27 protein-coding genes and 1 riboswitch are annotated in these 21,475 nt (G+C 72.4%); of the genes, 11 read left to right on the forward strand and 16 right to left on the reverse strand.

The window, feature by feature from the left end; all coding sequences use genetic code 11:
- Positions 1–345: 345 nt before the first annotated feature.
- On the forward strand, positions 346–1,662 hold the full coding sequence (locus ABH923_RS11335) for a hypothetical protein (protein WP_370055464.1): 1,317 nt from the start codon (positions 346–348) through the stop codon (positions 1,660–1,662).
- 51 nt (positions 1,663–1,713) lie between these two features.
- Here ABH923_RS11335 and ABH923_RS11340 read toward each other — a convergent pair whose 3' ends face one another.
- Both ABH923_RS11340 and ABH923_RS11345 read right to left on the reverse strand, forming a co-directional pair.
- Positions 1,714–2,889 (reverse strand): RtcB family protein, encoded by a 1,176-nt coding sequence (locus tag ABH923_RS11340; RefSeq protein WP_370055465.1) that lies wholly within the window; start codon positions 2,887–2,889, stop codon positions 1,714–1,716.
- Positions 2,890–3,181: 292 nt separating this feature from the next.
- Entirely contained in the window at positions 3,182–3,637 is a 456-nt protein-coding gene (locus ABH923_RS11345) for an Lrp/AsnC family transcriptional regulator (protein WP_370055466.1), read from the reverse strand.
- 82 nt (positions 3,638–3,719) lie between these two features.
- Between ABH923_RS11345 and ABH923_RS11350 the strand changes: the two genes are divergently transcribed.
- Positions 3,720–4,340 carry a LysE family translocator gene (locus ABH923_RS11350; protein ID WP_370055467.1) on the forward strand — a complete coding sequence of 207 codons (621 nt, stop codon included), beginning with the start codon at positions 3,720–3,722 and terminating at the stop codon, positions 4,338–4,340.
- Between the two features lie 21 nt (positions 4,341–4,361).
- Here the strand turns inward: ABH923_RS11350 and ABH923_RS11355 are convergent, their stop codons facing one another.
- The 5 genes from ABH923_RS11355 to ABH923_RS11375 are packed head-to-tail and all read right to left on the reverse strand — an operon-like array spanning position 4,362 to position 7,052.
- Positions 4,362–5,036, reverse strand: coding sequence for an NUDIX domain-containing protein (locus ABH923_RS11355; RefSeq protein WP_370055468.1), 675 nt, complete (start codon positions 5,034–5,036; stop codon positions 4,362–4,364).
- Complete coding sequence (locus ABH923_RS11360; RefSeq protein WP_370055469.1) at positions 5,033–5,392, reverse strand: YciI family protein; 360 nt, start codon at positions 5,390–5,392, stop codon at positions 5,033–5,035. Before ABH923_RS11360 ends, ABH923_RS11355 begins: the two co-directional genes overlap by 4 nt.
- Before the next feature lie 58 nt (positions 5,393–5,450).
- Positions 5,451–6,431 carry a YihY/virulence factor BrkB family protein gene (locus ABH923_RS11365; RefSeq protein WP_370055470.1) on the reverse strand — a complete coding sequence of 327 codons (981 nt, stop codon included), beginning with the start codon at positions 6,429–6,431 and terminating at the stop codon, positions 5,451–5,453.
- Positions 6,421–6,609, reverse strand: a complete 189-nt coding sequence (locus ABH923_RS11370; protein ID WP_370055471.1) for a hypothetical protein — start codon at positions 6,607–6,609, stop codon at positions 6,421–6,423. The genes ABH923_RS11365 and ABH923_RS11370 overlap by 11 nt, the downstream gene beginning before the upstream one ends.
- Positions 6,610–6,620: 11 nt before the next feature.
- The gene (locus ABH923_RS11375; protein WP_370055472.1) at positions 6,621–7,052 is read right to left on the reverse strand and encodes a phage holin family protein; all 432 of its coding nucleotides are present in this window, start codon (positions 7,050–7,052) and stop codon (positions 6,621–6,623) included.
- A 103-nt stretch (positions 7,053–7,155) separates the two neighbouring features.
- On the opposite strand from ABH923_RS11375, the gene ABH923_RS11380 reads away from it, so the two are divergent.
- The 3 genes from ABH923_RS11380 (at position 7,156) to crcB (ending at position 8,628) form a co-directional block, all read left to right on the forward strand.
- Positions 7,156–7,710, forward strand: coding sequence for a universal stress protein (locus ABH923_RS11380; RefSeq protein ID WP_370055473.1), 555 nt, complete (start codon positions 7,156–7,158; stop codon positions 7,708–7,710).
- Positions 7,711–7,784: riboswitch (Fluoride riboswitch) on the forward strand. It abuts the gene before it with no gap.
- 20 nt (positions 7,785–7,804) lie between these two features.
- Complete coding sequence (locus tag ABH923_RS11385; RefSeq protein ID WP_370055474.1) at positions 7,805–8,254, forward strand: CrcB family protein; 450 nt, start codon at positions 7,805–7,807, stop codon at positions 8,252–8,254.
- The gene (crcB, locus tag ABH923_RS11390) at positions 8,251–8,628 is read left to right on the forward strand and encodes a fluoride efflux transporter CrcB (RefSeq protein ID WP_370055475.1); all 378 of its coding nucleotides are present in this window, start codon (positions 8,251–8,253) and stop codon (positions 8,626–8,628) included. The genes ABH923_RS11385 and crcB overlap by 4 nt, the downstream gene beginning before the upstream one ends.
- Before the next feature lie 18 nt (positions 8,629–8,646).
- On the opposite strand, the gene ABH923_RS11395 is transcribed toward crcB, so the two are convergent.
- Positions 8,647–9,000 (reverse strand): nuclear transport factor 2 family protein, encoded by a 354-nt coding sequence (locus ABH923_RS11395; RefSeq protein ID WP_370055476.1) that lies wholly within the window; start codon positions 8,998–9,000, stop codon positions 8,647–8,649.
- 67 nt (positions 9,001–9,067) lie between these two features.
- On the opposite strand from ABH923_RS11395, the gene ABH923_RS11400 reads away from it, so the two are divergent.
- On the forward strand, positions 9,068–9,568 hold the full coding sequence (locus tag ABH923_RS11400) for a hypothetical protein (protein WP_370055477.1): 501 nt from the start codon (positions 9,068–9,070) through the stop codon (positions 9,566–9,568).
- A gap of 25 nt (positions 9,569–9,593) precedes the next feature.
- Here the strand turns inward: ABH923_RS11400 and ABH923_RS11405 are convergent, their stop codons facing one another.
- On the reverse strand, positions 9,594–10,046 hold the full coding sequence (locus ABH923_RS11405) for a MarR family winged helix-turn-helix transcriptional regulator (RefSeq protein ID WP_370055478.1): 453 nt from the start codon (positions 10,044–10,046) through the stop codon (positions 9,594–9,596).
- A gap of 134 nt (positions 10,047–10,180) precedes the next feature.
- Between ABH923_RS11405 and ABH923_RS11410 the strand changes: the two genes are divergently transcribed.
- The 3 genes from ABH923_RS11410 (at position 10,181) to ABH923_RS11420 (ending at position 13,908) form a co-directional block, all read left to right on the forward strand.
- Positions 10,181–11,410 (forward strand): MFS transporter, encoded by a 1,230-nt coding sequence (locus ABH923_RS11410; RefSeq protein ID WP_370055479.1) that lies wholly within the window; start codon positions 10,181–10,183, stop codon positions 11,408–11,410.
- Between the two features lie 7 nt (positions 11,411–11,417).
- Entirely contained in the window at positions 11,418–12,425 is a 1,008-nt protein-coding gene (locus ABH923_RS11415; protein WP_370055480.1) for a hypothetical protein, read from the forward strand.
- A gap of 91 nt (positions 12,426–12,516) precedes the next feature.
- On the forward strand, positions 12,517–13,908 hold the full coding sequence (locus ABH923_RS11420) for a beta strand repeat-containing protein (protein WP_370055481.1): 1,392 nt from the start codon (positions 12,517–12,519) through the stop codon (positions 13,906–13,908).
- Positions 13,909–13,988: 80 nt separating this feature from the next.
- On the opposite strand, the gene ABH923_RS11425 is transcribed toward ABH923_RS11420, so the two are convergent.
- The 7 genes from ABH923_RS11425 to ABH923_RS11455 form a co-directional block, all read right to left on the reverse strand.
- Positions 13,989–14,351, reverse strand: coding sequence for a hypothetical protein (locus tag ABH923_RS11425; RefSeq protein ID WP_370055482.1), 363 nt, complete (start codon positions 14,349–14,351; stop codon positions 13,989–13,991).
- A gap of 93 nt (positions 14,352–14,444) precedes the next feature.
- Complete coding sequence (locus ABH923_RS11430) at positions 14,445–15,485, reverse strand: NAD(P)/FAD-dependent oxidoreductase (protein WP_370055483.1); 1,041 nt, start codon at positions 15,483–15,485, stop codon at positions 14,445–14,447.
- Complete coding sequence (locus ABH923_RS11435; RefSeq protein ID WP_370055484.1) at positions 15,482–16,030, reverse strand: isoprenylcysteine carboxyl methyltransferase family protein; 549 nt, start codon at positions 16,028–16,030, stop codon at positions 15,482–15,484. Before ABH923_RS11435 ends, ABH923_RS11430 begins: the two co-directional genes overlap by 4 nt.
- Positions 16,027–17,139 (reverse strand): type III polyketide synthase, encoded by a 1,113-nt coding sequence (locus ABH923_RS11440; protein WP_370055485.1) that lies wholly within the window; start codon positions 17,137–17,139, stop codon positions 16,027–16,029. Before ABH923_RS11440 ends, ABH923_RS11435 begins: the two co-directional genes overlap by 4 nt.
- A gap of 71 nt (positions 17,140–17,210) precedes the next feature.
- A complete protein-coding gene (locus tag ABH923_RS11445; protein ID WP_370055486.1) occupies positions 17,211–17,615 on the reverse strand; it encodes a RidA family protein in 405 nt (134 codons plus the stop codon).
- Positions 17,612–18,406 (reverse strand): IclR family transcriptional regulator, encoded by a 795-nt coding sequence (locus ABH923_RS11450; protein ID WP_370055487.1) that lies wholly within the window; start codon positions 18,404–18,406, stop codon positions 17,612–17,614. Before ABH923_RS11450 ends, ABH923_RS11445 begins: the two co-directional genes overlap by 4 nt.
- Complete coding sequence (locus tag ABH923_RS11455) at positions 18,403–19,464, reverse strand: sugar kinase (RefSeq protein WP_370055488.1); 1,062 nt, start codon at positions 19,462–19,464, stop codon at positions 18,403–18,405. Before ABH923_RS11455 ends, ABH923_RS11450 begins: the two co-directional genes overlap by 4 nt.
- 113 nt (positions 19,465–19,577) lie before the next feature.
- Between ABH923_RS11455 and ABH923_RS11460 the strand changes: the two genes are divergently transcribed.
- Together ABH923_RS11460 and ABH923_RS11465 are read left to right on the forward strand one after the other, a co-directional pair.
- Positions 19,578–20,828, forward strand: a complete 1,251-nt coding sequence (locus tag ABH923_RS11460; RefSeq protein ID WP_370055489.1) for an amino acid deaminase — start codon at positions 19,578–19,580, stop codon at positions 20,826–20,828.
- Complete coding sequence (locus tag ABH923_RS11465; protein ID WP_370055490.1) at positions 20,825–21,475, forward strand: bifunctional 4-hydroxy-2-oxoglutarate aldolase/2-dehydro-3-deoxy-phosphogluconate aldolase; 651 nt, start codon at positions 20,825–20,827, stop codon at positions 21,473–21,475. The genes ABH923_RS11460 and ABH923_RS11465 overlap by 4 nt, the downstream gene beginning before the upstream one ends.

Raw genomic sequence — 21,475 nt, forward strand, 5'->3', positions numbered from 1 at the left:
CATCCGTCTTCGTCAGGGCCGGGGTGTTTCCGCGCGACCCGAACGCGCGGGATGCGCCCCGCCCCCGGCATCCCGCGGCATTCTCCGGCTGTCCGCTTTCCTGCGCGAGTTCGTCCGTTCGCCGGTGTCGTGCCCGGAATTGGTGCGATCTATTCGTCTGCATTGATAGAACGTTCAGCGGAAATTTGATAAGAATGATCGGTACGCCTGATTGCGTCGTCCCCCCGCGACGCTCGGACCCGACCGTCCCAGGCGAGTTCCGTTCTTCCCAGGAAGGCCAGTTTGCCCGAGTCCTCTGCCCCCTTGCGGCCTCGCCGCAGTACTCGGGGACCCGTCGTACTCGACGTGGACGAGCAGACGCAGGCAGTCGCCGACCCGATCATGGACTTCACGCGGGCCGAGTCGCTGGCCCCGCCCGCGACGGTCGTCCCGGTGGCGCCCGCCGCTCCGGCGCCGATGAGCCGCCGTGCCGCTCTGGAGGCCGAGCGTGCCCAGGCGCGCCGGACGCGGGACGCTGAGAAGGCGCAGGCGGCGCAGGTCGTCGCGCCGCAGTCGGTCGCACCGGCTCCGCAGGCCGCTCCGGAGGACGGCATCGCGTCGCTGTTCGCCGAGACCTTGGGGGCTGAGACCCCCGCAGCCGAGCGTGTTGCGGTGGAGAGTGTTGCGGCCGAGAGCGTCGCCGCCGAGAGCACGGTGGCCCGCCGTCGCGCCGAGCAGCACACCCCGTCGCGGAAGAAGAAGCGCGTCGTCCGCGAGCGCGTCGTCGTCAAGCCGACCCGCCCCTCCCGCGCCGAACGGCGTGCCGCCGCGCAGCAGTCGTCCGTCCCCGCCGCGCAGGTCGCCGCCGGTCCGTCGGTCGCCGACCGCACGAACCCCCGCCACCCGCGTCTCGGCATCTACCGCAAGCTCCACACCGAGGGCCGCCACCGCCGCGGCTTCCACCTCTTCGTGCTCGTCGCGCTGACCGCGTTCTTCGGCACCGCCTCCCTCCCGGCCTATGCGACGTCGGGCGAGGCCTCCGTCGGTGGGGCAGCGCGCACCGCACTCGCCGTCCAGACCCTGACCGGCGGCAACGCGACCGCGCAGGTCGTCTCCCGCGACGGCCTCGGCATCGCCGAGAGCCCGCAGGCCCTCGACTCGACCACCAACAGCAGCGTGTCGCCCACTGTGCAGGCCCTGGCGGTGCAGCTCATGGGCGCGGTCGCCGCGGGCCGCCTGGTCGGCTCCACGCCGAACCACATCCCCGAGATCGCGAACCTCGCCGAGGGCAAGGTCGTCCCGAACTGCGGCGTCGACTACCGCGTGCTGCAGGCGATTTCGGTCGCGCTGGACAACTTCAGCCAGGTCGGCATCAGCGACATCAACCGCAAGTGCACCGGCCAGATCGAGGGCGCGGGCACCGACTCCGCGCACTACGCGGACGGCGGCGGCCACGCGGTCGACTTCTACCTCCTCAACGGCTCGGCCCTCACCGGCGGCGACTCCAAGTCCCTCCAGCTCATCCGCCTCCTCGACCCGCTGGTCCCCAAGGGATCCGGCCTGGGCCAGTCGGAGTGCCGCGGCTCGATCAGCGTCCAGAACTTCGCCCCGTTCGACGACACCTGTAACCACGTTCACATCGACTTCCTGAAGTCGCAGGGGGCGACGCTCCGCTACGGCTGAGCCGGCCGTGGCCGCGCCGCCGAAGCGACGCGACCACGCCGACCCGATGGGTCAGTCGCCCTTCACGTTGACGATCTGACGCAGCGTGTGCCGGACCTCGACCAGGTCGGCGGCGTCCGCCATCACCTGGTCGATCGGCTTGTACGCCTGCGGGATCTCGTCGAGGAACGCGTCCGTGTCACGGAACTCGATCCCCGTCATGGCCTCCCGCAGCTGGTCGATCGTGAACGTCCTCCGCGCGGCCGACCGCGAGTACTGCCTCCCGGCGCCGTGCGGCGACGAGTGCAGTGCGAGCGGGTTCCCGAGGCCGGCGACGACGTAGGACGCCGTCCCCATCGAGCCGGGGATGAGCCCGAGCTGGCCCTCGCGGGCCGAGATGGCGCCCTTGCGGGACACCCACACATCCTTGCTGAAGTGCCGCTCGCGCTCCGTGAAGTTGTGGTGGCAGTTGATCCGCTCCTGCTCGAGCACAGCCGTCCCGAAGTACTCGGCGGTCTGCCGGATGACGCGGTCCATCATCTCCTCGCGGTTCAGCAGTGCGAAGTGCTGCGCCCACCGCAGCTCGGCGATGTACGCGTCGAACTCCGGCGTCCCCTCCACCAGGTAGGCCAGATCGCGGTCCGGGAGGTCGATCCACCACTTCGCCATCAACCCCTGAGCGACCGTGATGTGGTGCCCGGCGATCCGGTTCCCGACGCCGCGGGAGCCCGAGTGCAGGAAGAGCCACACCGTGTCGGTCTCGTCCAGGCTCACCTCGATGAAGTGGTTGCCCGAGCCGAGCGAGCCGAGCTGGCGCTGCCAGTCCTTCACGTAGCCGGCCGGGTCGAAGCCGACCTCCGCGGCCATCCGGGTGAGCTCGTCAACGCGTGGTTCCGCGGTCGCGACGACGCGGTTGTTCTTGCCGCCCGCCGAGAGCGGGATGGCACGCTCGATCGCCTCGCGCAGTGCCGACAGCGGCGTCGGCGCCGCCTCGACGTCGTCGCGGGTGAACTGGGTGCGCACGGCGATCATGCCGCAGCCGATGTCCACGCCGACGGCAGCGGGCATCACCGCGCCGAGGGTGGGGATGACCGAGCCCACGGTCGCGCCGAGGCCCAGATGCGCATCCGGCATCAGGGCGAGGTGCGGGTGGATGAATGGCATCCGCGATGTGGTGACCGCCTGGTCTCTGGTGTTGTCCTCCAGCAGGGAGGCCCAGTTCAGCAGGCGGTTCGAGATTCTCTCCATTGTCCTTTCGTCTCTTCTCGGGGTGGTCCGGGAACGGCCCACGCACCTCGAAGCGAGGAGGAGAGGACAGCCCCGGGAACGGTCGGGGCTGTGCGGCATCCGTGGATGCGGTGCTACAGCCCCCGAGAGCGCTCATTCTGCGGGAGGGCGCGCTGATAGCGCTTCAGGTCGAGGCTGTCGTGCCGCATCCTGATCCTTCCGCCGTGAGCGTTCCGCTGGGGCCGTCCTGCGCCGGTCGGCGCAGGATTCCAGACCTTACACGCTCGCGGCTCGCCCTGTCCAGCACCGGAGCTCACCCCAACGGCACCGAAACCCCCGACCCCAGCCGCTTCATGACCAGCGTCGACGTCATCCGCTGGATGCCCGGCAGCCCGCCGAGCTCGCCGTCGTAGAGCTCCTGGTAGGCCGCCAGGCTCGGCGTCAGGATGCGCAGCATGTAGTCCGGGTCGCCGAAGAGGCGTTCGGCCTCGATCACGTTCGGGATGGCGACCACCGCCTCCTCGAACGCCCCGACCGTGTCCGGGTCGGTGCGGCTGACCGTCACGAACACGATCGCCTCGAACGTCAGTCCGACCGCGGTCGGCGACACGACCGCGCGGTACTGCTCGATGACGCCCGACTGCTCCAGTTCGCGCACCCGGCGGTGGCAGGCCGACAGGCTCAGCCCGACCGTGGAGGCCAGTTCTGTGACGCTGATGCGGCCGTCCTGTTGGAGGGTTGAAAGAATCTCCCGGTCGAGGCTGTCCATGAAAACTATTCTCCCGCTGTTTCGGCGATTCCGCCGCAGATATCGAAGCACCTTTCGCAGATATTGCCGTAGCTTCTGCGTCATGAATCCCGCACTGGTCGCGCAGTTCTGGACGATCGGCGTCCTGCTGACGCTGACGCCCGGCGCCGACTGGGCCTACATCATGGGCGCCGGCGTGCGCGCGAAGTCCGCAGCGCCCTCGATCCTCGGGATGCTGACCGCCTACGCAGTGGTCATCGCGGCCGTCGCGCTCGGTGTCGGCGCGCTCGTCACGCGGTTCCCCGTCGTCCTCACGACGCTCACGCTCGGCGGCGGCGCGTACCTGGTCTGGCTCGGGATCACCGCCCTCGTCAAGCGGGCCGAGCCGGTCGGGCCGCACGGCGAGCCGATCGTCGGGAGCGCGACCTCGCAGTTCCTCCGCGGCGCGGGGGTCTCCGGGTTCAACCCGAAGGGCCTGCTGCTGCTGCTCGCGCTGCTGCCGCAGTTCACGTCGCCGACCGGGATGCCGGCGGCGGTCCAGATGCTGGTGCTCGGTGCGATCCAGCTGGCCGACATCGCAGTCATCTACACGATGGTGGCCCTGCTCGCGCGGCGGTTGCTGCGGTCCCGGCCGCGCGCTCTCGTGATCGTGGGGAAGCTGTCCGGTGCGATGATGGTGCTCATCGGCGTGAGCCTGCTCGTCGAGCGGTTCCTGCAGCACTGACCCGCGTCGGCCGCGCCGAACTCAGAACAGGTTCAGCGCCGCCCACTGCAGCAGGATGACGGTCTTCCCGTCCACGATCCGCCCGTCCGCCACCATCGCGAGAGCCTCGTCGTAGCGGACGACGACCGGTTCAATCTCCTCGCCCTCCTCGGCCACGCCGCCCCCGCCGACGATCTCGCCGGGCCGGTACTCGGCCGCGTAGAAGTGCACGCGCTCGGTCACCGAGCCCGGGCTCATGAACAGGTCGAACAGGTGGCGGAGGTCGCCCACCCGCACGCCCAGCTCCTCGGCGGCCTCACGGCGGATCGCCTCCTCCGGGGCGTCCCCGTCCAGCAGGCCGGCGGCAGCCTCCACCAGCATCCCGTCCGGGTGGCCGTTGACGTACGCCGGGAAGCGGAACTGCCGGGTGAGCAGCAGGGTGCGCGCGGCTGGGTCGTAAAGCAGCACGGTCGCGCCGTTGCCGCGGTCGTAGGTCTCGCGCGCCTGCGTCACCCACGCGCCGTCGCGCCCGCGGTAGTCGAAGGTGGTCCGGCGCAGGACGTGCCAGCCGTCGGACACGACCTCCACGTCGGTGACTTGGACGGACGGATTTCCGGTCGCGTCGAGGCCGGTGCGATGCAGCCCGGTGCGTCCCCTGCTGTCCGGGACGTCGTGCCCGGGTCGTGCGTCGTGCTCCGTGGATCCCTCACCGCTCATGGCAGGAGGGTATCGGACCTCTCTCCCGGGCGAATGTACGAGCCGACGATCTCGCGGACCTCGACACCGCCGCCTTGCCAGGTGGCGGGGTTGCGGCGGGCGATCGCGAGCGCGGCCTCCCGGTCGGCGGCCTCCACGATGCCGATGCCCGCGATGATCTCCTTGCTCTCGGTGTACGGCCCGTCCGTGACGCCGTCGCCGCGCACGGAGGTCGCCTCCGTGAACGGGGCGAGCGCGAACGCCGCGGTCAGCGATCCGTCGCCGATCAGGTCCTCCGAGTGCCGGTCGTGCTCGGCGAGCTCCTCGGGAGTGCCGGCGACGCCGTTGCCGTAGATGAAGATGGCGAACTGGGCCATGAGCGATCCTCTCTGTCGTCACCAGGACGTCGAACCGGCCGGTGCGGATTCGACAGCGTCAGCGCAGTTTCCGCCGCATGGCACGCACGGCCAGGATGTCGGCCGCGTCGGCATCCTGCGCCTTCACGATGGCCTTGTCCGACTTGAGCGGCAGGTCGTAGCCGTTTTCGACCTCCACCCCGGCCAGGATCAGCCGGGCACGGGCGATCTCCGCGTCGAAGACCGCGCCAAGCAGCAGCACGACGTTGGCGATCCAGATCCACAGCAGGAACACGATGATCCCGGCGAGCGTGCCGTACGTCTTGTCGTAGTGCCCGAAGTTCGCCACGTAGAAGGCGAACAGGGCGGAGGCGACGCCGAGCAGGACGATGGCCACGACGGCCCCGGGGGTCAGCCAGCGGAACTTCGGTTGTCGGATGTTCGGCGTCGCCGAGTACAGCAGCGCGACCAGCAGCACCAGTGCGAACACGACCACCGGCCAGCGCAGGATCGACCACGCCGTCTTGGCCGCGTCCCCGACACCGAGAACGTTGCCGAGCGCCTGGAGGACCGGCCCGGAGATCACGAGCAGCACAGCCACGATGGCGATGAGAACCAGCGACGCGAGTGTCACGCCGAGCTGGACCGGGCGCAGCGCGAACGCCGACCGGCCCTCCCGCACGCCGTACACCCGGTTGAGCGCGCGCCCGAAGCCGCCCACGTACCCGGACGCCGACCAGATCGCGCCGACGATGCCGATCACCAGCGCGACGCCGGTGGCGGGGGAGGTGGCGAGTGCCTCGATGGGGGCCTGGATCACAGTGAGCATCCCGGGAGCGAGCTGGTCGATCATCCCGAACAGCGCATCGATGCCCGACTTGCTCTGACCGACCAGACCGAGCACGCTGACGAGCGCGATCATGGCCGGGAACAGCGACAGCACGCCGAAGTAGGTGAGTCCCGCCGCGAGGTCGGTGCACGACGCCTGGCCGAAGCTGCGCAGCGTGCGCTTGAGGATGTAGCCCCACGGCAGGCGGCGCCGGGAGGCCTCAGCGGCCACGCGTCATCCCTCGCGCCACAAGAGCGGCGGCGCCACCCAGCACCGTCAGGAACGCCGCAGCGGCGATGACGGGGTGCGACCGGATCTGCACACGCACGTTGAAGGTGGCGAAGATGTCGTCGAGCGTCCCGGCGAGCTGGTCGCGCGTCTCCTCCAGCTCGAGCTTCAGTGTGTTCATCCCCTTGCCGCTCACGGCCGTTCCCCCTTCAGCGCCTGCACGTCGGCCTTCAGCTCCGGCCCCAGATCCTCCGGGACCGGCGGCATCCCGCGCTTCAGCATCCCCCGGCCGATGAGGGCGATGATGATCGCCAGCACGATCAGGATGCCTGCGACGATGAGCGCCGCCAGCCAACCGGGCACGATGAGCGCGAACGCGAACACGGCGGCCGCGACGAGGACGCCGAGCGCGAAGAACACGAACACCAGGGCGCCGACGAGGAGTCCGGCTCCCACCCCCGCGGCCTTCGCCTTCGCCGTCATCTCGGCTTTGAACAGGGCCAGCTCGGCGCTGAGCAGCCGCTTGAGCTGGGCTGTCGCGTCGCGCGTCAGCTCCGGCAGCGGCCGGAGTCCGCGGGTGGTCCGGCGGCGCTCGCGGGGGAGCGCGGCCTTGTTCTCGGTCATTGCGTGGCCTCCCTGGGTTCGCGTCCGAACGTACCCCACGGCTGGGGAGGTGCCAAGGGAGCGCCCTCACCGCGTGGCCCACGCGATGGTGCACACTAGTCGCATGAGCGGCATCGGCGGCAAGGGGGCGGGCGGCGGCGGATCGGCCGGCATCAGACCCGGGGGAGTGCTCGTCGCGGTCGTCCCCGGTCAGCCGACTGCGGTGCTCGACGCGGCGGCGCGGCTCGCCGACGACCTGGACGTCCCGCTGGTGTGCGCCAACGTCGACCCCAACCGGTACCTGGTCTCCAGCTACGTCGACGGCACCGTCGTCGCGCTGCCGTACGACCCCGACCTCCCCGAAGTGGAGGACGAGACCTTCGACGCCGAGCTGGAGTCCGACATCCGGGAGGCGCTGAACGGCCGCGGCGTCCCGTACTCCCTCAAGCAGCTCGCGGGCGACCCGGCCTGGGCGCTCGCCCGCCTGGCGGACGAGATGGACGCGCGGTACATCGTGGTGGGCACGCGCGAGGCGGGCCTGCGTGGCAGCCTCCGCGAGTTCTTCAACGGCTCCGTCGCGGTGCACCTGGCGCATCGGCAGCACCGGCCCGTGATCGTGGTGCCGCTGGCGCCGGTCAGCGGGTCGGGCGCGCTGCCGTGGGAGGACCCGCCGGTATAGTGGTCCAGCGGCGATGGATCTCGCCGGGGCCCACGGCCCGAACCGCGACGGTCGCTGATAGTTCCTGCGCTTCATTGTGAAGGGTGGATGCCGCTTGCCCGCGAGAACCCCGTTGCCTGTGCACCTGCACTGGCGCTCCGTCCTGCTCGTCTTCGCCGGCGGTGCGATCGGCACCACCGTGCGCTACCTGCTGTCGGCCGCCGTGCCGACCGTGGGCGGCATCCCGCTCATCACGCTCGTCATCAACGTGACCGGCGCGTTCGTGCTCGGCTGGCTGCTGGAGGCGCTGGCCCTGCGGGGACCGGACGCCGGGCGGCGCCGCGACCTGCGGCTGTTCGCCGGCACCGGCATCCTGGGCGGGTACACGACCTACAGCTCGTTCGCGGTGGACACGGACGGGCTGTTCGTGGCGCACAACCCCGGCGGCGGCATCGGGTACGCGGTGGCGACGATCCTGATCGGCGCGTTGGCGTCGGTGGCGGGGATCGCCGCTGCTGCTGCGCTCGGGAGGCGACGTGCGCGCCGGGCGGGGGCGGTCGAGTGACGCCGCTGCTGGTGCTCGCCGTCGCGGTCGCGGGCGGCCTCGGAGCGGTGGCGCGGCTGGTGTTCGACGGCGTGCTGCGCAGCCGGTTCCGGATCAACTTCCCGTTCGGCACGACGGTCATCAACGTGACGGGGTCGTTCCTGCTGGGTCTCGTCACCGGGCTGGCGCTCGCGCACGGCCTGCCGCCCGAGTGGCGGGCCATCCTGGGGACCGGGTTCCTCGGCGGCTACACGACGTTCAGCACCGCGAGCTACGAGACCGTGCGGCTGGCGCAGCAGCGGCGGTACCGGGCGGCGCTGTTCAACGGCGTGGGCATGCTGATCCTCGCGCTCGCCGCGGCCGGACTGGGACTGTGGCTGGGCGGCCTGCTCTGAGGCCGTCGCCGCGCAGGCTCAGGCCTGCTGCTCCATCCACCACTCGGTGAACTCCCCGGCTCGGCCGTCGTCGGCCAGCACCACCACCCACAGGTTCGAGTAGGTGGGCCCGTCGTGGTAGTCGGTGACGCCCTCCACGAAGTATTGCGACCCGTCCTGGCCGAGCAGCCGCCACTCGAAGTCGACCGAGCCGGGGTCGTCCTGCGCGTCGAGCCAGCCCTCCACGATCTCGAGGTGACCGTCCCACGGCTCGGCGAACGGCTCGGTGCGGTAGCTCGCGTCCTCGGTGAAGAGGGCCCGGATGTCGTCGGGGTCGTTCGTCTCCCACGCGCGGCGATAGCGGTCGATCCAGGACGTGATCGCGTCGGCCATGTTCCCCGTTATACGCCCAGGCCGTGCGCGCCCGCCAGACTTGACAGCGCGCCGCTACTCTGGGCGCATGGTGGGGATCTTCCGCGAGTGGTCGGAGTTCAACGTCGCTGTCGCGGGCGCCGGCGCGGCCCTGGGCGGCCTCCTGATCGTGGCGCTGTCGGTCAACATCCGGCAGATCGCGGAGTCGCGGGGGCTCGCCGCGCGGGCCGGTGCGTCGATCGCGACCCTCATCCTCGGCGTCGCGCTGAGCTGCGCGGCGCTCATCCCCGGGCAGGTGCCGTGGGGGTTCGGCGTGCAGGTGGTCGTGGGGACGCTGATCGGCGGGTTCGTCGCCGTCCGGTCGTCGATCGCGATCCGGCGGGACTCGGCGACGACGGGGTACGGACGGTACGACGCCGAGCGCATCTCCCTGTTCACGGTGCCGTTGCTGCTGGACCTGGCCGGCGGAGTGCTGCTGCTCAGCGGGGTCGCGGCGGCCGGGCTCGTGCTCGTTGCGGTGGCGACGATCCTCGCGATCGTGACCACCGTGGTCTTCTCGTGGGTGGCGCTGGTGGAGGTGCTGCGGTAGGTCGCGCGGTCAGCTCCGGGCCCGATCAGCTTCGCGCGAGGGCGAGCTGCGGCAGGGCGTCGAGCAGCGGCGCGAGCTCGGGGATGCTGTGCGCCTCCTGGAGGGCGGCCTCCAGCGCGTCGTCGTGCACCGGACGGGCGCTGTCGAGCAGTTCGTGGCCTCCGGAGGTCAGCTCGGTGTAGATGCCGCGCCGGTCGTCCAGGCAGTCGATGCGGGTCAGGAGGCCGCGCTCCTCCAGGCGGTTGACCAGTCGGGTGGTCGCTGACGGGCTCAGCGCGCTGGCGCGGGCGAGCTGCTGCATGCGCATGTGCCAGCCGTCCTGCCGGCTGAGTGCGTCGAGGACGGTGTACTCGACGACGGAGAGGCCGGCTGCGCGGGAGAGCGCCTTCTCCAGCTCGTTCTCGATGAAGTTGTGCAGTGCGGCGAGGGTGCGCCAGCCCTGTGCGCGCACCTCGACGGCGTCGTCGGCGATGCCCATGTGCGGTCTCCTCGTGTTCTGTTGGTGGCTCGTGCTTGCGCAAAGTAATTGCATGTGCAACTATTTATGACGCGTCTGCAAGTACTTAGTGTACGCGGTCGCCCCTCCCATCCCCGACTTTCCCAGGAGTTCTCATGCCTGCTGGCCTGATCGCCCTCGCGCTGGGCGGCTTCGGCATCGGCCTCACCGAGTTCGTCATCGCCGGCCTGCTGCCCGAGGTGGCCGCCGACTTCCACGTCGACGCCGCCGCGGCCGGCTGGCTCATCTCCGGCTACGCGCTCGCCGTCGCCGCCGGCGCGATCGGCCTCACCGCCGCCGTCACCCGCCTCCCGCGCAAGACCGTGCTGCTGGGATTGATGGTGCTGTTCATCCTCGGCAACGCGATCTCCGCCCTGGCGACCGACTACCCGACGATGCTCACCGGACGCCTCGTCGCCGCCCTCTGCCACGGCGCCTTCTTCGGCATCGGCTCGGTCGTCGCCGCGAGCCTGGTCGACCCCAGCCGCAAGGCGCGGGCCATCGCCATCATGTTCACCGGTCTGACGGCCGCAAACGTCCTCGGCGTGCCGTTCGGGACGCTGCTCGGTCAGCAGTTCGGGTGGCGGTCGACGTTCTGGGCGATCACGGTCGTGGGAGTAGTGGCGTTGGCGGGTGTGGCGGTGCTGGTGCCGGGCGGCTCCGCGGCTTCCGGCCAGGACTCCGGTGCTGCCTCCGGTCTCCGCACCGAGCTCCGCGCCTTCCGCTCCGGCCAGCTCTGGCTCTCGCTGGCGGCGACCGTCCTCGGCTTCGGCGGGATGTTCGGCGCCTTCACCTACATCGCCTACACACTGACCGGGCTCTCGGGCTTCCCCGCGGCCGCGGTCCCGTGGCTGCTGATCCTGTTCGGGCTCGGGCTGTTCGCCGGGAACGCGGTCGGGGGGAGGTTCGCCGACCGCTCGATCGACGGGACGCTGCTCGTGGTGCTGGGCGTGCTCGCGGTGATCCTCGCCGCGTTCGCGCTGCTCGCCGCCCAACCGGTCGCCGCCGTCATCGCGCTCGTGCTGATGGGGGCGTTCGGCTTCGCGACGGTCCCCGGCCTCCAGCTCCGCGTCCTCCGCTCGGCCGACGCCGCTCCGACGCTGGCCTCCGGCGCGAACATCGCCGCGTTCAATGTCGGAAACGCCCTCGGCGCCTGGCTGGGCGGCCTCACCATCGCGGCCGGGCTCGGCTACGCGTCGCCGCTGTGGGTCGGAGCGGCGATGACCGTCGCAGCCCTCGGCGTCGTCGCGGTCGCGGCGGCCGCCCGAAGCGGACGCTTCCGGTCCAGTAGACGGGGGGGTACACTCGCACCTGTCTCGAACGGAAGACCGACGATCAGGGGGTGATCGTGTGGTGGATGTGCCCGAAGTGCGGCGCTCCTCTCTCGCTCCCCTGCGGCTTCTGATCGGATCCCTCGTCCTCGGCGGCGGCATCGTCGCGCTGGGACTGCTGTTCGGCGGCGGCACCGCGAACGCGGTCGATTCGCCGGCCCCCGGCCCGCTGGGCGGAGTGGCCGCGACTGTTGCGTCGGTGACGCCTGCGGCTCCGGCTCCCGTGCGGGAGGTGGCGGCGCAGGTCGTCCAGCCGGTGGCGAGCGTGGTGCAGCAGGTGGCCGCCGCCGCGCCGGTGGAGGCCGTGGTGAGTCCGGTCGCCCACGTGGCGGATCGGGTGGTGGCGGCGCCGGCGGAGCTGGTCGCTCCCGCCGCTGCGGCACCGGCCTCGGGTGGCGGGGCCTCGGGCGCTGGGTCCTCGACCTCCGGAGCGTCCGGGCAGGCCGCCGACACCACTGCTTCACTGGCGCCGAGCACCCTCGCACTGGTGAGAACTCTTGCCGCGCCGCTCACTCAGGTGACGTCGGTGCTCGCGAACCACCCCGTCGGCACGCTCACCGCGCCGATCGCGGCCGCCGCTGACGGCGTCCTCGCGGGCGTCGCGGGAGTCGTGGTGGGCACCGTCCGACCGGTTGCCGTTCCCGGAGTCGCTGGGCCCGCGGGCGAGCAGTCCGCCATCCCGTCGGTCGACGTCCAGCCGGCCGTCGCTCCTGTGTCTGCCGCTGCGGCGAGCACTGTGCGTGCCGATGCTCCCTACTCGCCGACCTTCGTGTCGACCGCCGGCGCGCCCTCCGCGCTGCTAGCTGACGCCCCGCGCGGCGACTCCGACGTGCCATCGCCGGGAACCCCTTCGGGTGTGCTCGGCACGAGCCCGGGCGCCGCCCAGGCTGGCGGTTACAGCTCAGGGTTCGCCACGCTCGGAGGCAGCGCGGCCTGGCCCGCAACGGCCGTGAGTGGCCGCGCCGGCCTCCCGGCGGACGACGACCTCCCGACTTCACCCGGATTCGATCACGACATCAGCCCCGACTGAGTGGGCCCCTTCTGCTGAGCGCATCCGCGCGACGCAGAAACGGACCCGAGCTCCCGACCGGGAGTCACGAACTCACTCGAAAGGCTGAACGATGAACAAGTATGTCTCCAGAGGGTTGTGGTTCACCCTCTGCGTCGGCGGGCTCTGGCTCGCCGGCACCGCGGCCGCGAACGCCGCGGAACAACCGATAACAACAGGATCCGGCGGCGTCGCATCCGGCGACCAGACTGCGATCGGCGTCACGGCGCCGGTGACCGTGACCGGAAACGGGATCGCCGTGCTCGGCGACTCCACGGCCTCCGGCACCTCCGCCGCTCCGGCAGCGCCTGCGCAGGCTCCCGTCGTCACCACCAGCGGACTCGGGTCCGTGGCCGGCGGCGACCAGGCCCTGCTCAGCGTGTCCGTGCCGGTCACGGTGTCCGGGAACGCGGCGAGTGCGGCGGGCGACGCGACCAGCGGCGCTGCGCCGGCGGCCGTGGCACCTGCGCCCGCGGCTGCCGCGCCCGAGCCTGCGACGACCTCGGGTTCGGGTGGTGTGCTGTCCGGCGCGCAGGCGCCGGTCGCCGCGGCGGTTCCGGTGAACGCGACCGGCAACTCGGTGGCGGTGTTGGGTGACGCGAGCAGCGGAGGTTCGGCCGCTCCGGCGTCCACCACCTCCACCGCTCCCGCCTCAGGTCTGACGACCTCAGGTTCCGATGGTGTGCTGTCGGGTGCTCAGGCGCCGGTCGCCGCGGCGGTTCCGGTGAACGCGACCGGCAACTCGGTGGCGGTGTTGGGTGACGCGAGTAGCGGCGGATCTTCGACGTCCGCTCCTGCGTCTGCTGCTGGCACTCCTTCCACCTCGGGCGCGAACGGTGTGCTGTCCGGGGCGCAGGTTCCGGTGGGCGCGGTGGCTCCTGTGACCGCTTCCGGCGACTCGGTGGCGGTGTTGGGTGACGCGAGCAGCACCGGTGGCGTGACCGCTCCTGCCACGTCGGGCGCGGTCATGCCGGTCACGACGGGTGACGGCAGCATCCTCGGTGGCGCGCAGGTGCCGATCGGTGTCGCACTTCCGGTCACAGCGGGCGGCGACGCCGTGGCTGTCGGCGGGAATGCGACGACCGGCGCCGTGACCACTCCGGTCGCGTCCGGTACGACGATCACGGGGACGGGTCAGACCGACGGGACCGCAGGGCCCGGAGCCACGACCGGGATCGTGACCGACCCGGCAACGGGGGCCTCCGCCGCACTGGGCTCGACGGCGCTCGGCGGAACCGCCCTGGGCTCGTCAGCGCTGGGCTCGTCAGCCCTGGGCTCGTCAGCGCTGGGTTCATCGGCGCTGGGTTCGACCGCGCTCGGATCCACCGGGCCGACCGCATCCGTGCTGGCGTCGACCGGTTCGGACGCGCTGACCTTCGGGTCGATCGCCGCACTGCTGGCGATGCTCGGAACCGTGCTGCTCTTCGGAGCGGCGAACAGGGAGCGCCGCCACCACACGCGGTGACGGAGGCTCTCGCACTACGCGACAGGGCTGGGTCGGTCGCAGGACCGGCCCGGCCCATCGCCGCGCGCACTCCGCACTCCTCAGAACCCGATCGGCCGCCCCGGTGTCAGCGGCGCCTCGCTTGCGTCGAACATCTCCCCGCAGTTGTATTCGGCCTCCCGCCGTTCGACCTCCGCGATCAGGGCCTTGTTCAGCATCTCGGACCAGCTGCTGTCCTTCTCTTCGAAGGAGGTCGAGCGGTAGGCCGCGCGGGCGCGGTTGCGCAGCGTCTCGGACAGGTAGAACGTGACCGTCGTCCTCCGGGCCGTGGTCACGGTGCCGGCGACAGCGGTCGGCCGCTCGGGCGTCTCCGCCGGACGCTCATCCGCGAGCGGGCACTCCTCCTGCACGTCCAGGATGTCCTCCGCGTCCGGGATGGCCGGGGAGAGGTCTTGAAGAGTCACGAACGAACCTCGCAAAATACCGCATGTGTCATCTACCGGCAACATACTACGAGATGAGATGGCAGGAGACCAGAGAAGGAGCAGACGCCTGTCTCAGCGCGACAGGCGCTCGACGATCGCGCCGAAGAGCTGCGGCCGCGCGGTCGCGGTCGGCACGATCCGCGGACGGAACGGCGACCGCGCGGCGACCACCAGCCCGGTCGTCAGCATCCGGAAGTCCCGCGTCGTCGCCCGCCACGCACGCTCGTACTGCTCGGTGTTCCCCGCGCGCACGGCGGCGACGGCGGCGCGCGCCTGCGCGAACCCCACCCGCATCCCCTCGCCGGTGAGCGCGTCGACGTACCCGGAGGCGTCCCCCGCCAGGAGCACGCGGCCGGACGCCCGGGAGCGCGAGCGTTGCAGGAGCGGTCCGGCGCCGCGCGCGTCCGTCACCGGTTCCGCACCCGCCAGGCGGTCGGCGAGCTCCGGGATCGTGGCGATCGCGCCCTCCTGGTCGAGCGGGCGCGGGCCGAGCACGGCGACGCCGACGGTGCGGTCGTCCACAGGCGTCACGTAGGCCTCCACGAGGGGGGACCAGTGCACCTCGACCAGGTCCGTCCACGGCGCGACCGCGTAGTGCCGGCGCAGCCCGTACCGCCGCCGGACGGGGTGCTGCGCGCGCCCCTCCAGCCCGAGCAGCCGCCGGACGGGGGAGTGGAGGCCGTCCGCGGCGATCACCCACGGTGCGTCGATCGTCTCCCCGCCGGCGAGGCTCAGCTCCACACCGTCCCTGCGCTGGGTCAGCGCGGCCACGCGTCCGCGGACCACCGGCGTCCCCAGCTCGGCGGCGCGCCGGGCCAGCTCGCGGTGCAGCACCGTGCGGCGGACGCCGCGTCCCGGCCGCTCGGCGAAGCGGTGCTCGACGCGTCGCGCGCCGTCCAGGTAGGCGATCCCGTCGAGCCGGTGGCCGGGCGGGTCGACCCCGATGCGGTGGAGGGCGGCGAGGGCGCCAGGCATGAGGCCCTCCCCGCAGGCCTTGTCGATCGGATCGTCGCGGGGCTCCACCACGACGACCTCCATGCCCGCGAGCCGCGCTTCGATGGCGCACGCCAAGCCGATCGGACCACCGCCGACCACGACGAGCTCGGTCGTCATGCTGAGGCGGAGGAGGCCGACGAGGCGGACGCGGCGGCGGGGGAGGCGAGCGCCCGGTTCTCGCACGGGAGCCGGAAGGCGAGCAGCAGCACCGCGTTCAGCACGGTGAAGGCGAGCGCGGTGATCCACGCCGTGTGCACGAGCGGGAGGGCGAACCCCTCCACGACGACGGCGACGTAATTCGGGTGACGCAGCCACCGGTACGGGCCGCGCTCGACCAGCGGGAGGCCGGGGACCACGATGACGCGCGTGTTCCAGCGCGGGCCGAGCGTCGCGATGCACCACCAGCGCAGCGCCTGGCTCGCCAGCACGAGCACGAGCATGGGCCAGCCGAGCCACGGCAGGAACGGCCGGTCGAGCAGCCAGACCTCGGCGAGGCACGCGAGCAGGAGGCCGGTGTGGAGGGCGACCATCGGCGGGAAGTGCGCGCGACCGTACTCGACGCCGCCGCGGGCGAACGACCAGCGGGCGTTGCGCGCGGAGACGACGAGCTCGGCGATCCGCTCGGCGCCGGTGGCGAGGATGAGGACGGTGTACCAGATCACGCGGCCGAGCCGATCGTGCGCGCGGCGGTGTCCGCGGCCTCCGTCCCCGCCGCCCACCTCAGCAGCACCAGCTCGCTGGTCACGCCGGGCCCGAGCGCGAACAGCAGCCCGACCGTCCCGGCCGGGTGCGCGTCCAACTGCTCGGCCAGCACGTGCAGCACCGCCGCCGACGACAGGTTGCCCACGCGCGCCAGCGACCGCCAGCTCGCCTCCAGGGCGTCCTCCGGCAGGTCGAGCGCCCGGGCGAAGGCTTCCAGCACCTTCGGGCCGCCGGGGTGCGCGGCCCAGGCGCTGACGTCGGACACCTCCAGATCGTGCTCGGCGAGGAGGCCGCGGGCATCGTCGGCGAAGTTGTTGTCGATCACGTCGGGCACACCGGCGCTCAAGACGATGCGGAAGCCGGTCCCGCCGATGTCCCAGCCGATCACGTTCTCGGTGTCGGGGTAGATGCGGCTGCGGGTGTCGACGACCTCCGGGCCGGGGAGGCCGAGCTCGCGGGCGCGATCGTCGCCCGCCATCACGACCGCTGCGGCGCCGTCGCCGAAGAGCCCGCTCGCGACGATGTTCGCCATCGAGTCGTCGCGCGCCTGCACGGTCAGCGAGCACAGCTCCACCGAGAGCAGCACCGCGATCTCGCCGGGGTGCCCGGCCAGGTAGTCGTGCACGCGGGCGATCCCGGCCGCGCCGGCGACGCAGCCGAGCCCGAAGCTCGGTAGCCGCTTGACGTCGGGCCGCATCCCGAGCCGCTGCACGAGCTGGGCGTCGATGGAGGGGGCGGCGATCCCGGTGACGGAGGTGAAGAGGAGGTAGTCGACGTCCGTGGCCTGCAGGCCCGCGGTCGCGAGCGCCTGGGTCACGGCGCGCTCGGCGAGCGTGGTGCCCTCGGCGATGAAGAAGTCGTTCGACTCGCGGAACGATGCGATCGAGCTGTACCGCTCGAGCGGCATCACGAGGCTGCGCGTCTCGACCCCGCTGGCGGCGTGGATGCGCCGCATGACGGCCTGCCGCTGCGGGTCGCTGGTGATCATCGCGAGGAGCGCGGCGGTGATCTCGCCCTGGCTGTAGCTGCGGGCGGGCAGCACAGGCGCCACGGCGACGATACGGCTCACATGCGAAACGTACCACCGGGGTGGTTCCGGAGTGTGAGGTCGGGGTGAACTGCCAGACCGGGGCGGCGCGGTCAGCTCACGATGGCGAACGCGTCGATCTCCACCAGCATCTCCGCCCGCGGCAGCCCCGTGAACACCGTGGTGCGTGCGGGAAGCACCCCGGAGGCGACGCGGCCCGCCAGGAACTCCCCGTACGCCTCGTTCATGGCCGCGAAGTCGTCGCGCGTGGTCAGGTAGACGCGGAGCATCATCACGTCGTCGAAGCCGGCGCCGCCCGCCGCGAGCACGGTCTCCACGTTGCGGAGGGTGCGCTCGGTCTGCGCCTTCACGTCGCCGGGGTGGAGGTACTCGTTCGTTTCCGGGTCCACCGGACCCTGGCCCGAGACCTGCAGGAACGGGCCGCGCCTCACCCCTTGCGAGAAGGTGTGGGCGGGAGCGGGGGCGTCGGTGGTGGTGACAGCGATGCGGTCGGTCATGGGGTCTCCTTCGGTGGGGCGTGGGACGGCGTGGGCGCGGAGGCGGTCGCAGGCGACGCCCCCAACTCACCCGAGATGCGCTCGGTCGCCTCGCGCAGCACCGGCAGCAGCGCGAGCACGCCGTCGTGCGGCAGCACCACGTTCGGCACGGAGATCGACACGGCGGCGGCGACCCGTCCGTCCGGTCCGTGGACGGGCGCGCCGACGCAGTTCATGAAGGTCTCGTGCTCCTCGTGGTCCTCCGCCCAGCCGCGCTCGGTGCTGACCGCGACGTCGGCGAGCAGCCCGGCGACGGTGACGTGCGTCCGCGGGGTGAAGGCGTGGAGGTCGAGGCCGGCGGCGACGCGCTCGCGCTCGGCCGGGTCGAGGCCGCCCAGCAGAACCTTGCCGACCGCGGTCGCGTGAATGGCCGCGGGGAGGCCGATCCGGCTGTACATCCGCAAGCCCTGGCGGGACTCGACCTTGTCGATGTAGGTGACGACGCCGTCCTGGTAGGTCGCCAGGTGGACGGTCTGGCCGGTCTCGGCGGCCAGTGCGCGCAGGATCGGCGCCGCCGCGGTGCGCACGTCGACGGCGTCGAGCGCGTCGGACGCCAGCGCGAACACCGCCGGGCCGACGCGGTAGCGGTGCGCGGTGTCGTGGGCGGCGAACCCGCGCGACTCCAGTGTCTGCAGCAGTCGCAGGACGGTCGACTTGTGGACGCCCAGCTCGGCCGACAGCGCATCCAGTGTGCGCACGCCCCGCGACAGGAGGTCGAGGACGTCGAGCGCGCGGGCGACGGACTGGCTCATCGGATGCGATCCACGGGCGCGGCGGCCAGGGGCGCCGAGGACGGTGGCGCCGCGTGCCACGGGATCTCGCCCGGATGAACCCGCCAGCGCTCCCACACGTCGTCCGCCGCGCCCGCGATCGCGTCGCGCTCGCCGAAGGTCGGCACGGTCAGCGGCCGGTCGCCGTGGCCGATCAGCGTCAGTGCGGCGAGCGAGTGCCCGAGGCGGAGCGCGGCCGTGTCGTCCCGGCCCTCCGCGAACCCGGCGAGGAACCCCGCCGCGAACGCGTCGCCTGCGCCGACCGGCTCCACGACCTCCACGGTCAGGCATGGCACATGGGTCTCGCCGCCGTCGCGCCGGTACGCGGAGGCGCGGCGCTCCTCGTCCTTGAGCACGAGCGTCCGCAGGTGCGGGAGGTCGGCGAAGAGCCGGGCGGGGTCCGCGTGCCCGAAGTGGGCGTGCGCCTCCTCGTGCCCGGCGAAGAGCAGGTCGGCCTGGCCGAGGAGGCTGTCGAGCGCCGCGCGGTCGCGGCCGGTCCAGAGGGCGGGGCGGAGGTTGAGGTCGACGCTGACGAGGGTGTCCGGGCCGACGAGCGTGCGGAGGTTCGCCGCCACCTCCGCGGTGGAGTCCGAGAGCGCCGGCGTGATGCCCGAGGTGTGGACGATGGTCGCGCCGCCGAGCAGCGCGGCGGTGGGTTCGGCGCGGAGCTGCTCCACGCCGAGCGCGGAGGCCGCCGACCAGCTCCGGTAGTAGTGCATCCGGGTCCGTACGCCGCCGGGGCCGGCCACGGGCTCCTTCACGTAGAGGCCGGTCGGGCGGCCGGAGTCCCGCTCGACGGCCGAGGTGTCGACGCCGGCCTCGCGCGCGGCCGCGAGGACGCGGTCGCCGAAGCCGTCCACCCCGAGCCGTGACACCCACGCGGTCGGGAGGCCGAGGCGGGCGAGCGTGGTGGCGACGTTGAACTCCGCGCCGCCGACGTCGGACCCGAAGCTGTGCGCCTCCGCCAGCGGGAGGTGGTGGTCGGGATAGAGCACGACCATCGCTTCGCCGATGGTGACCAGAGCTGCAGGCGTCGCCATCCGTGCTCCCCTTCTCGTACCGTCGGCCTTTCGCGAGGGACTGGGCTCATGCTAGACAAGAGTGCACTGGATGCGCAACGAGCGTTGCGCATCGTGCAATGACGAGGAGACGCATGGACGAGTTCAAGGCGGTGCCGCTCGGCTTCACCTCCGCCGACGTCGTCGACCTCCCGCGCACGCGCCCGCTGCTGCGCGACTTCCCGACGCCGATCGTGACCCTGAGCGAGTCCGCGGTCGCCCACAACCTCGCGACGATGGCCGACTGGTGCGCTGAGGCGGGCGTCGCCGTCGCGCCGCACGGCAAGACGACGATGAGCCGCGAGCTCTGGCAGCGCCAGCTCGACGCGGGCGCCTGGGGCATCACGGTGGCGACGCCGTGGCAGGCGTCGGTCGCGCTCGGCTGGGGTATCCCGCGGGTGCTGCTGGCGAACGCGCTGGTGCAGCCGGCGGCGCTGCGTGCGCTCGCGCCCGACGCGGACCGGCTGACCGTGTGGGCCGACTCGCCGCGCTCGGTGGAGATCATGACGGAGGCGCTGACGGACGCCGACCCGGCTGCCCCGCTCGCGGTCCTGGTCGAACTCGGCGGGGCCGGCGGGCGCACGGGGGCTCGCGGGGTGGAGGCGGCGCTCGCCGTCGCTGCGGCGGTCGCGGGCTCCCCGGTCCTGCGACTCGCCGGGGTCGCCGGGTACGAGGGCGCCCTCGCGCACGACGCGACGCCGGAGTCGCTCGACCGCGTCCAGCGCTACCTGGAAGAGCTGCTTGCCCTGCACGACGCGATCGAGGCCGCCGGGCTCTACCCGCCGGGCGGGCCGGTCATCCTCACGGCGGGAGGCAGCGCCTACTTCGACCAGGTCGCTGACGTGCTCGCGCCGCGCCGCACGACGGGAGGCGGCGCCCGGGACGTGGAGGTGCTGCTGCGGTCGGGCGCCTACATCACGCACGACGACGGCTTCTACCGCTCGATCACTCCGCTGCGCCGTGTCGGAGGCGGACGGCGCGAGTTCCACGCCGCGATCCACGGCTGGGCGACCGTGGTCTCCCGCCCCGAGCCGGGGCTGGTGCTCGTGGACGCGGGCAAGCGCGACCTCCCGTACGACGAGGGACTGCCGATCCCGCAGGCCATCCGGCGGTTCGGGGAGCCCGTGGCCGTCCCGCTGGAGGGCGCCGCCGTCAGCGCGCTCAACGACCAGCACGCGTTCGTGCGGGTGCGGGACGGCACAGCGGTGGAGGTCGGCGACGTCATCCGCTTCGGGCTCTCGCACCCGTGCACGACGTTCGACAAGTGGCGCGCGCTCGCCGTGGTGGACGACGCGCTCGCGGACGAGCCGAGGGTGATCGGGATGCTGGAGACGACGTTCGGATGACCACGCTCGACACGACAGGGAGCCCCATGCTGATCGAGACCCTCACCGCCGACCGCGCGCTCGCGGTGGTCCGCGCGCCGCGCATCGACGATCCCGCCGCGCTCTGCCGCGCGCTCGTCGCCGGCGGCATCCGCACCGTCGAGTTCACCTTCACCACTCCGGACGTGGAGGCCGTGATCGAGGCGGCCGCCGCCGACCCGCACGGCGCGCTGGTCGGGGCGGGCACCGTGACGGACGAACGCACCGCGGAGGCGGCCATCGCGGCGGGCGCGCAGTTCTTGGTGACGCCCGGGCTCAGCGCGGGCGCGGCAGCGGTCGCGCGCGAGGCGGGGGTGCCGATCATGCTCGGGGCGCTCAGCCCGTCGGAGGTCATGCGGGCGGTCGAGCTGGGATCGGCCGCGGTGAAGGTGTTCCCGGCGTCCGCTGTCGGGCCCGGCTACCTGAAGGATCTGCGCGGGCCGTTCCCCGGCACCCCGTTCGTGCCGTCGGGCGGCCTCCACGCGGGCAACGCGCGCGAGTGGATGGCGGCGGGCGCCCTCGCCGTCACGGCCGGGTCGAGCGTGGTCGGGGTGGGGGACATCGAGTCGGCGGCGTGGGACGCGGTGACCGAGAAGGCGCGCGCGTTCACCGCGGCGGCGGCCGGGTGA

The sequence above is a fragment of the Leifsonia sp. EB41 genome (assembly GCF_041262565.1).
GTDB lineage: Bacteria > Actinomycetota > Actinomycetes > Actinomycetales > Microbacteriaceae > Leifsonia.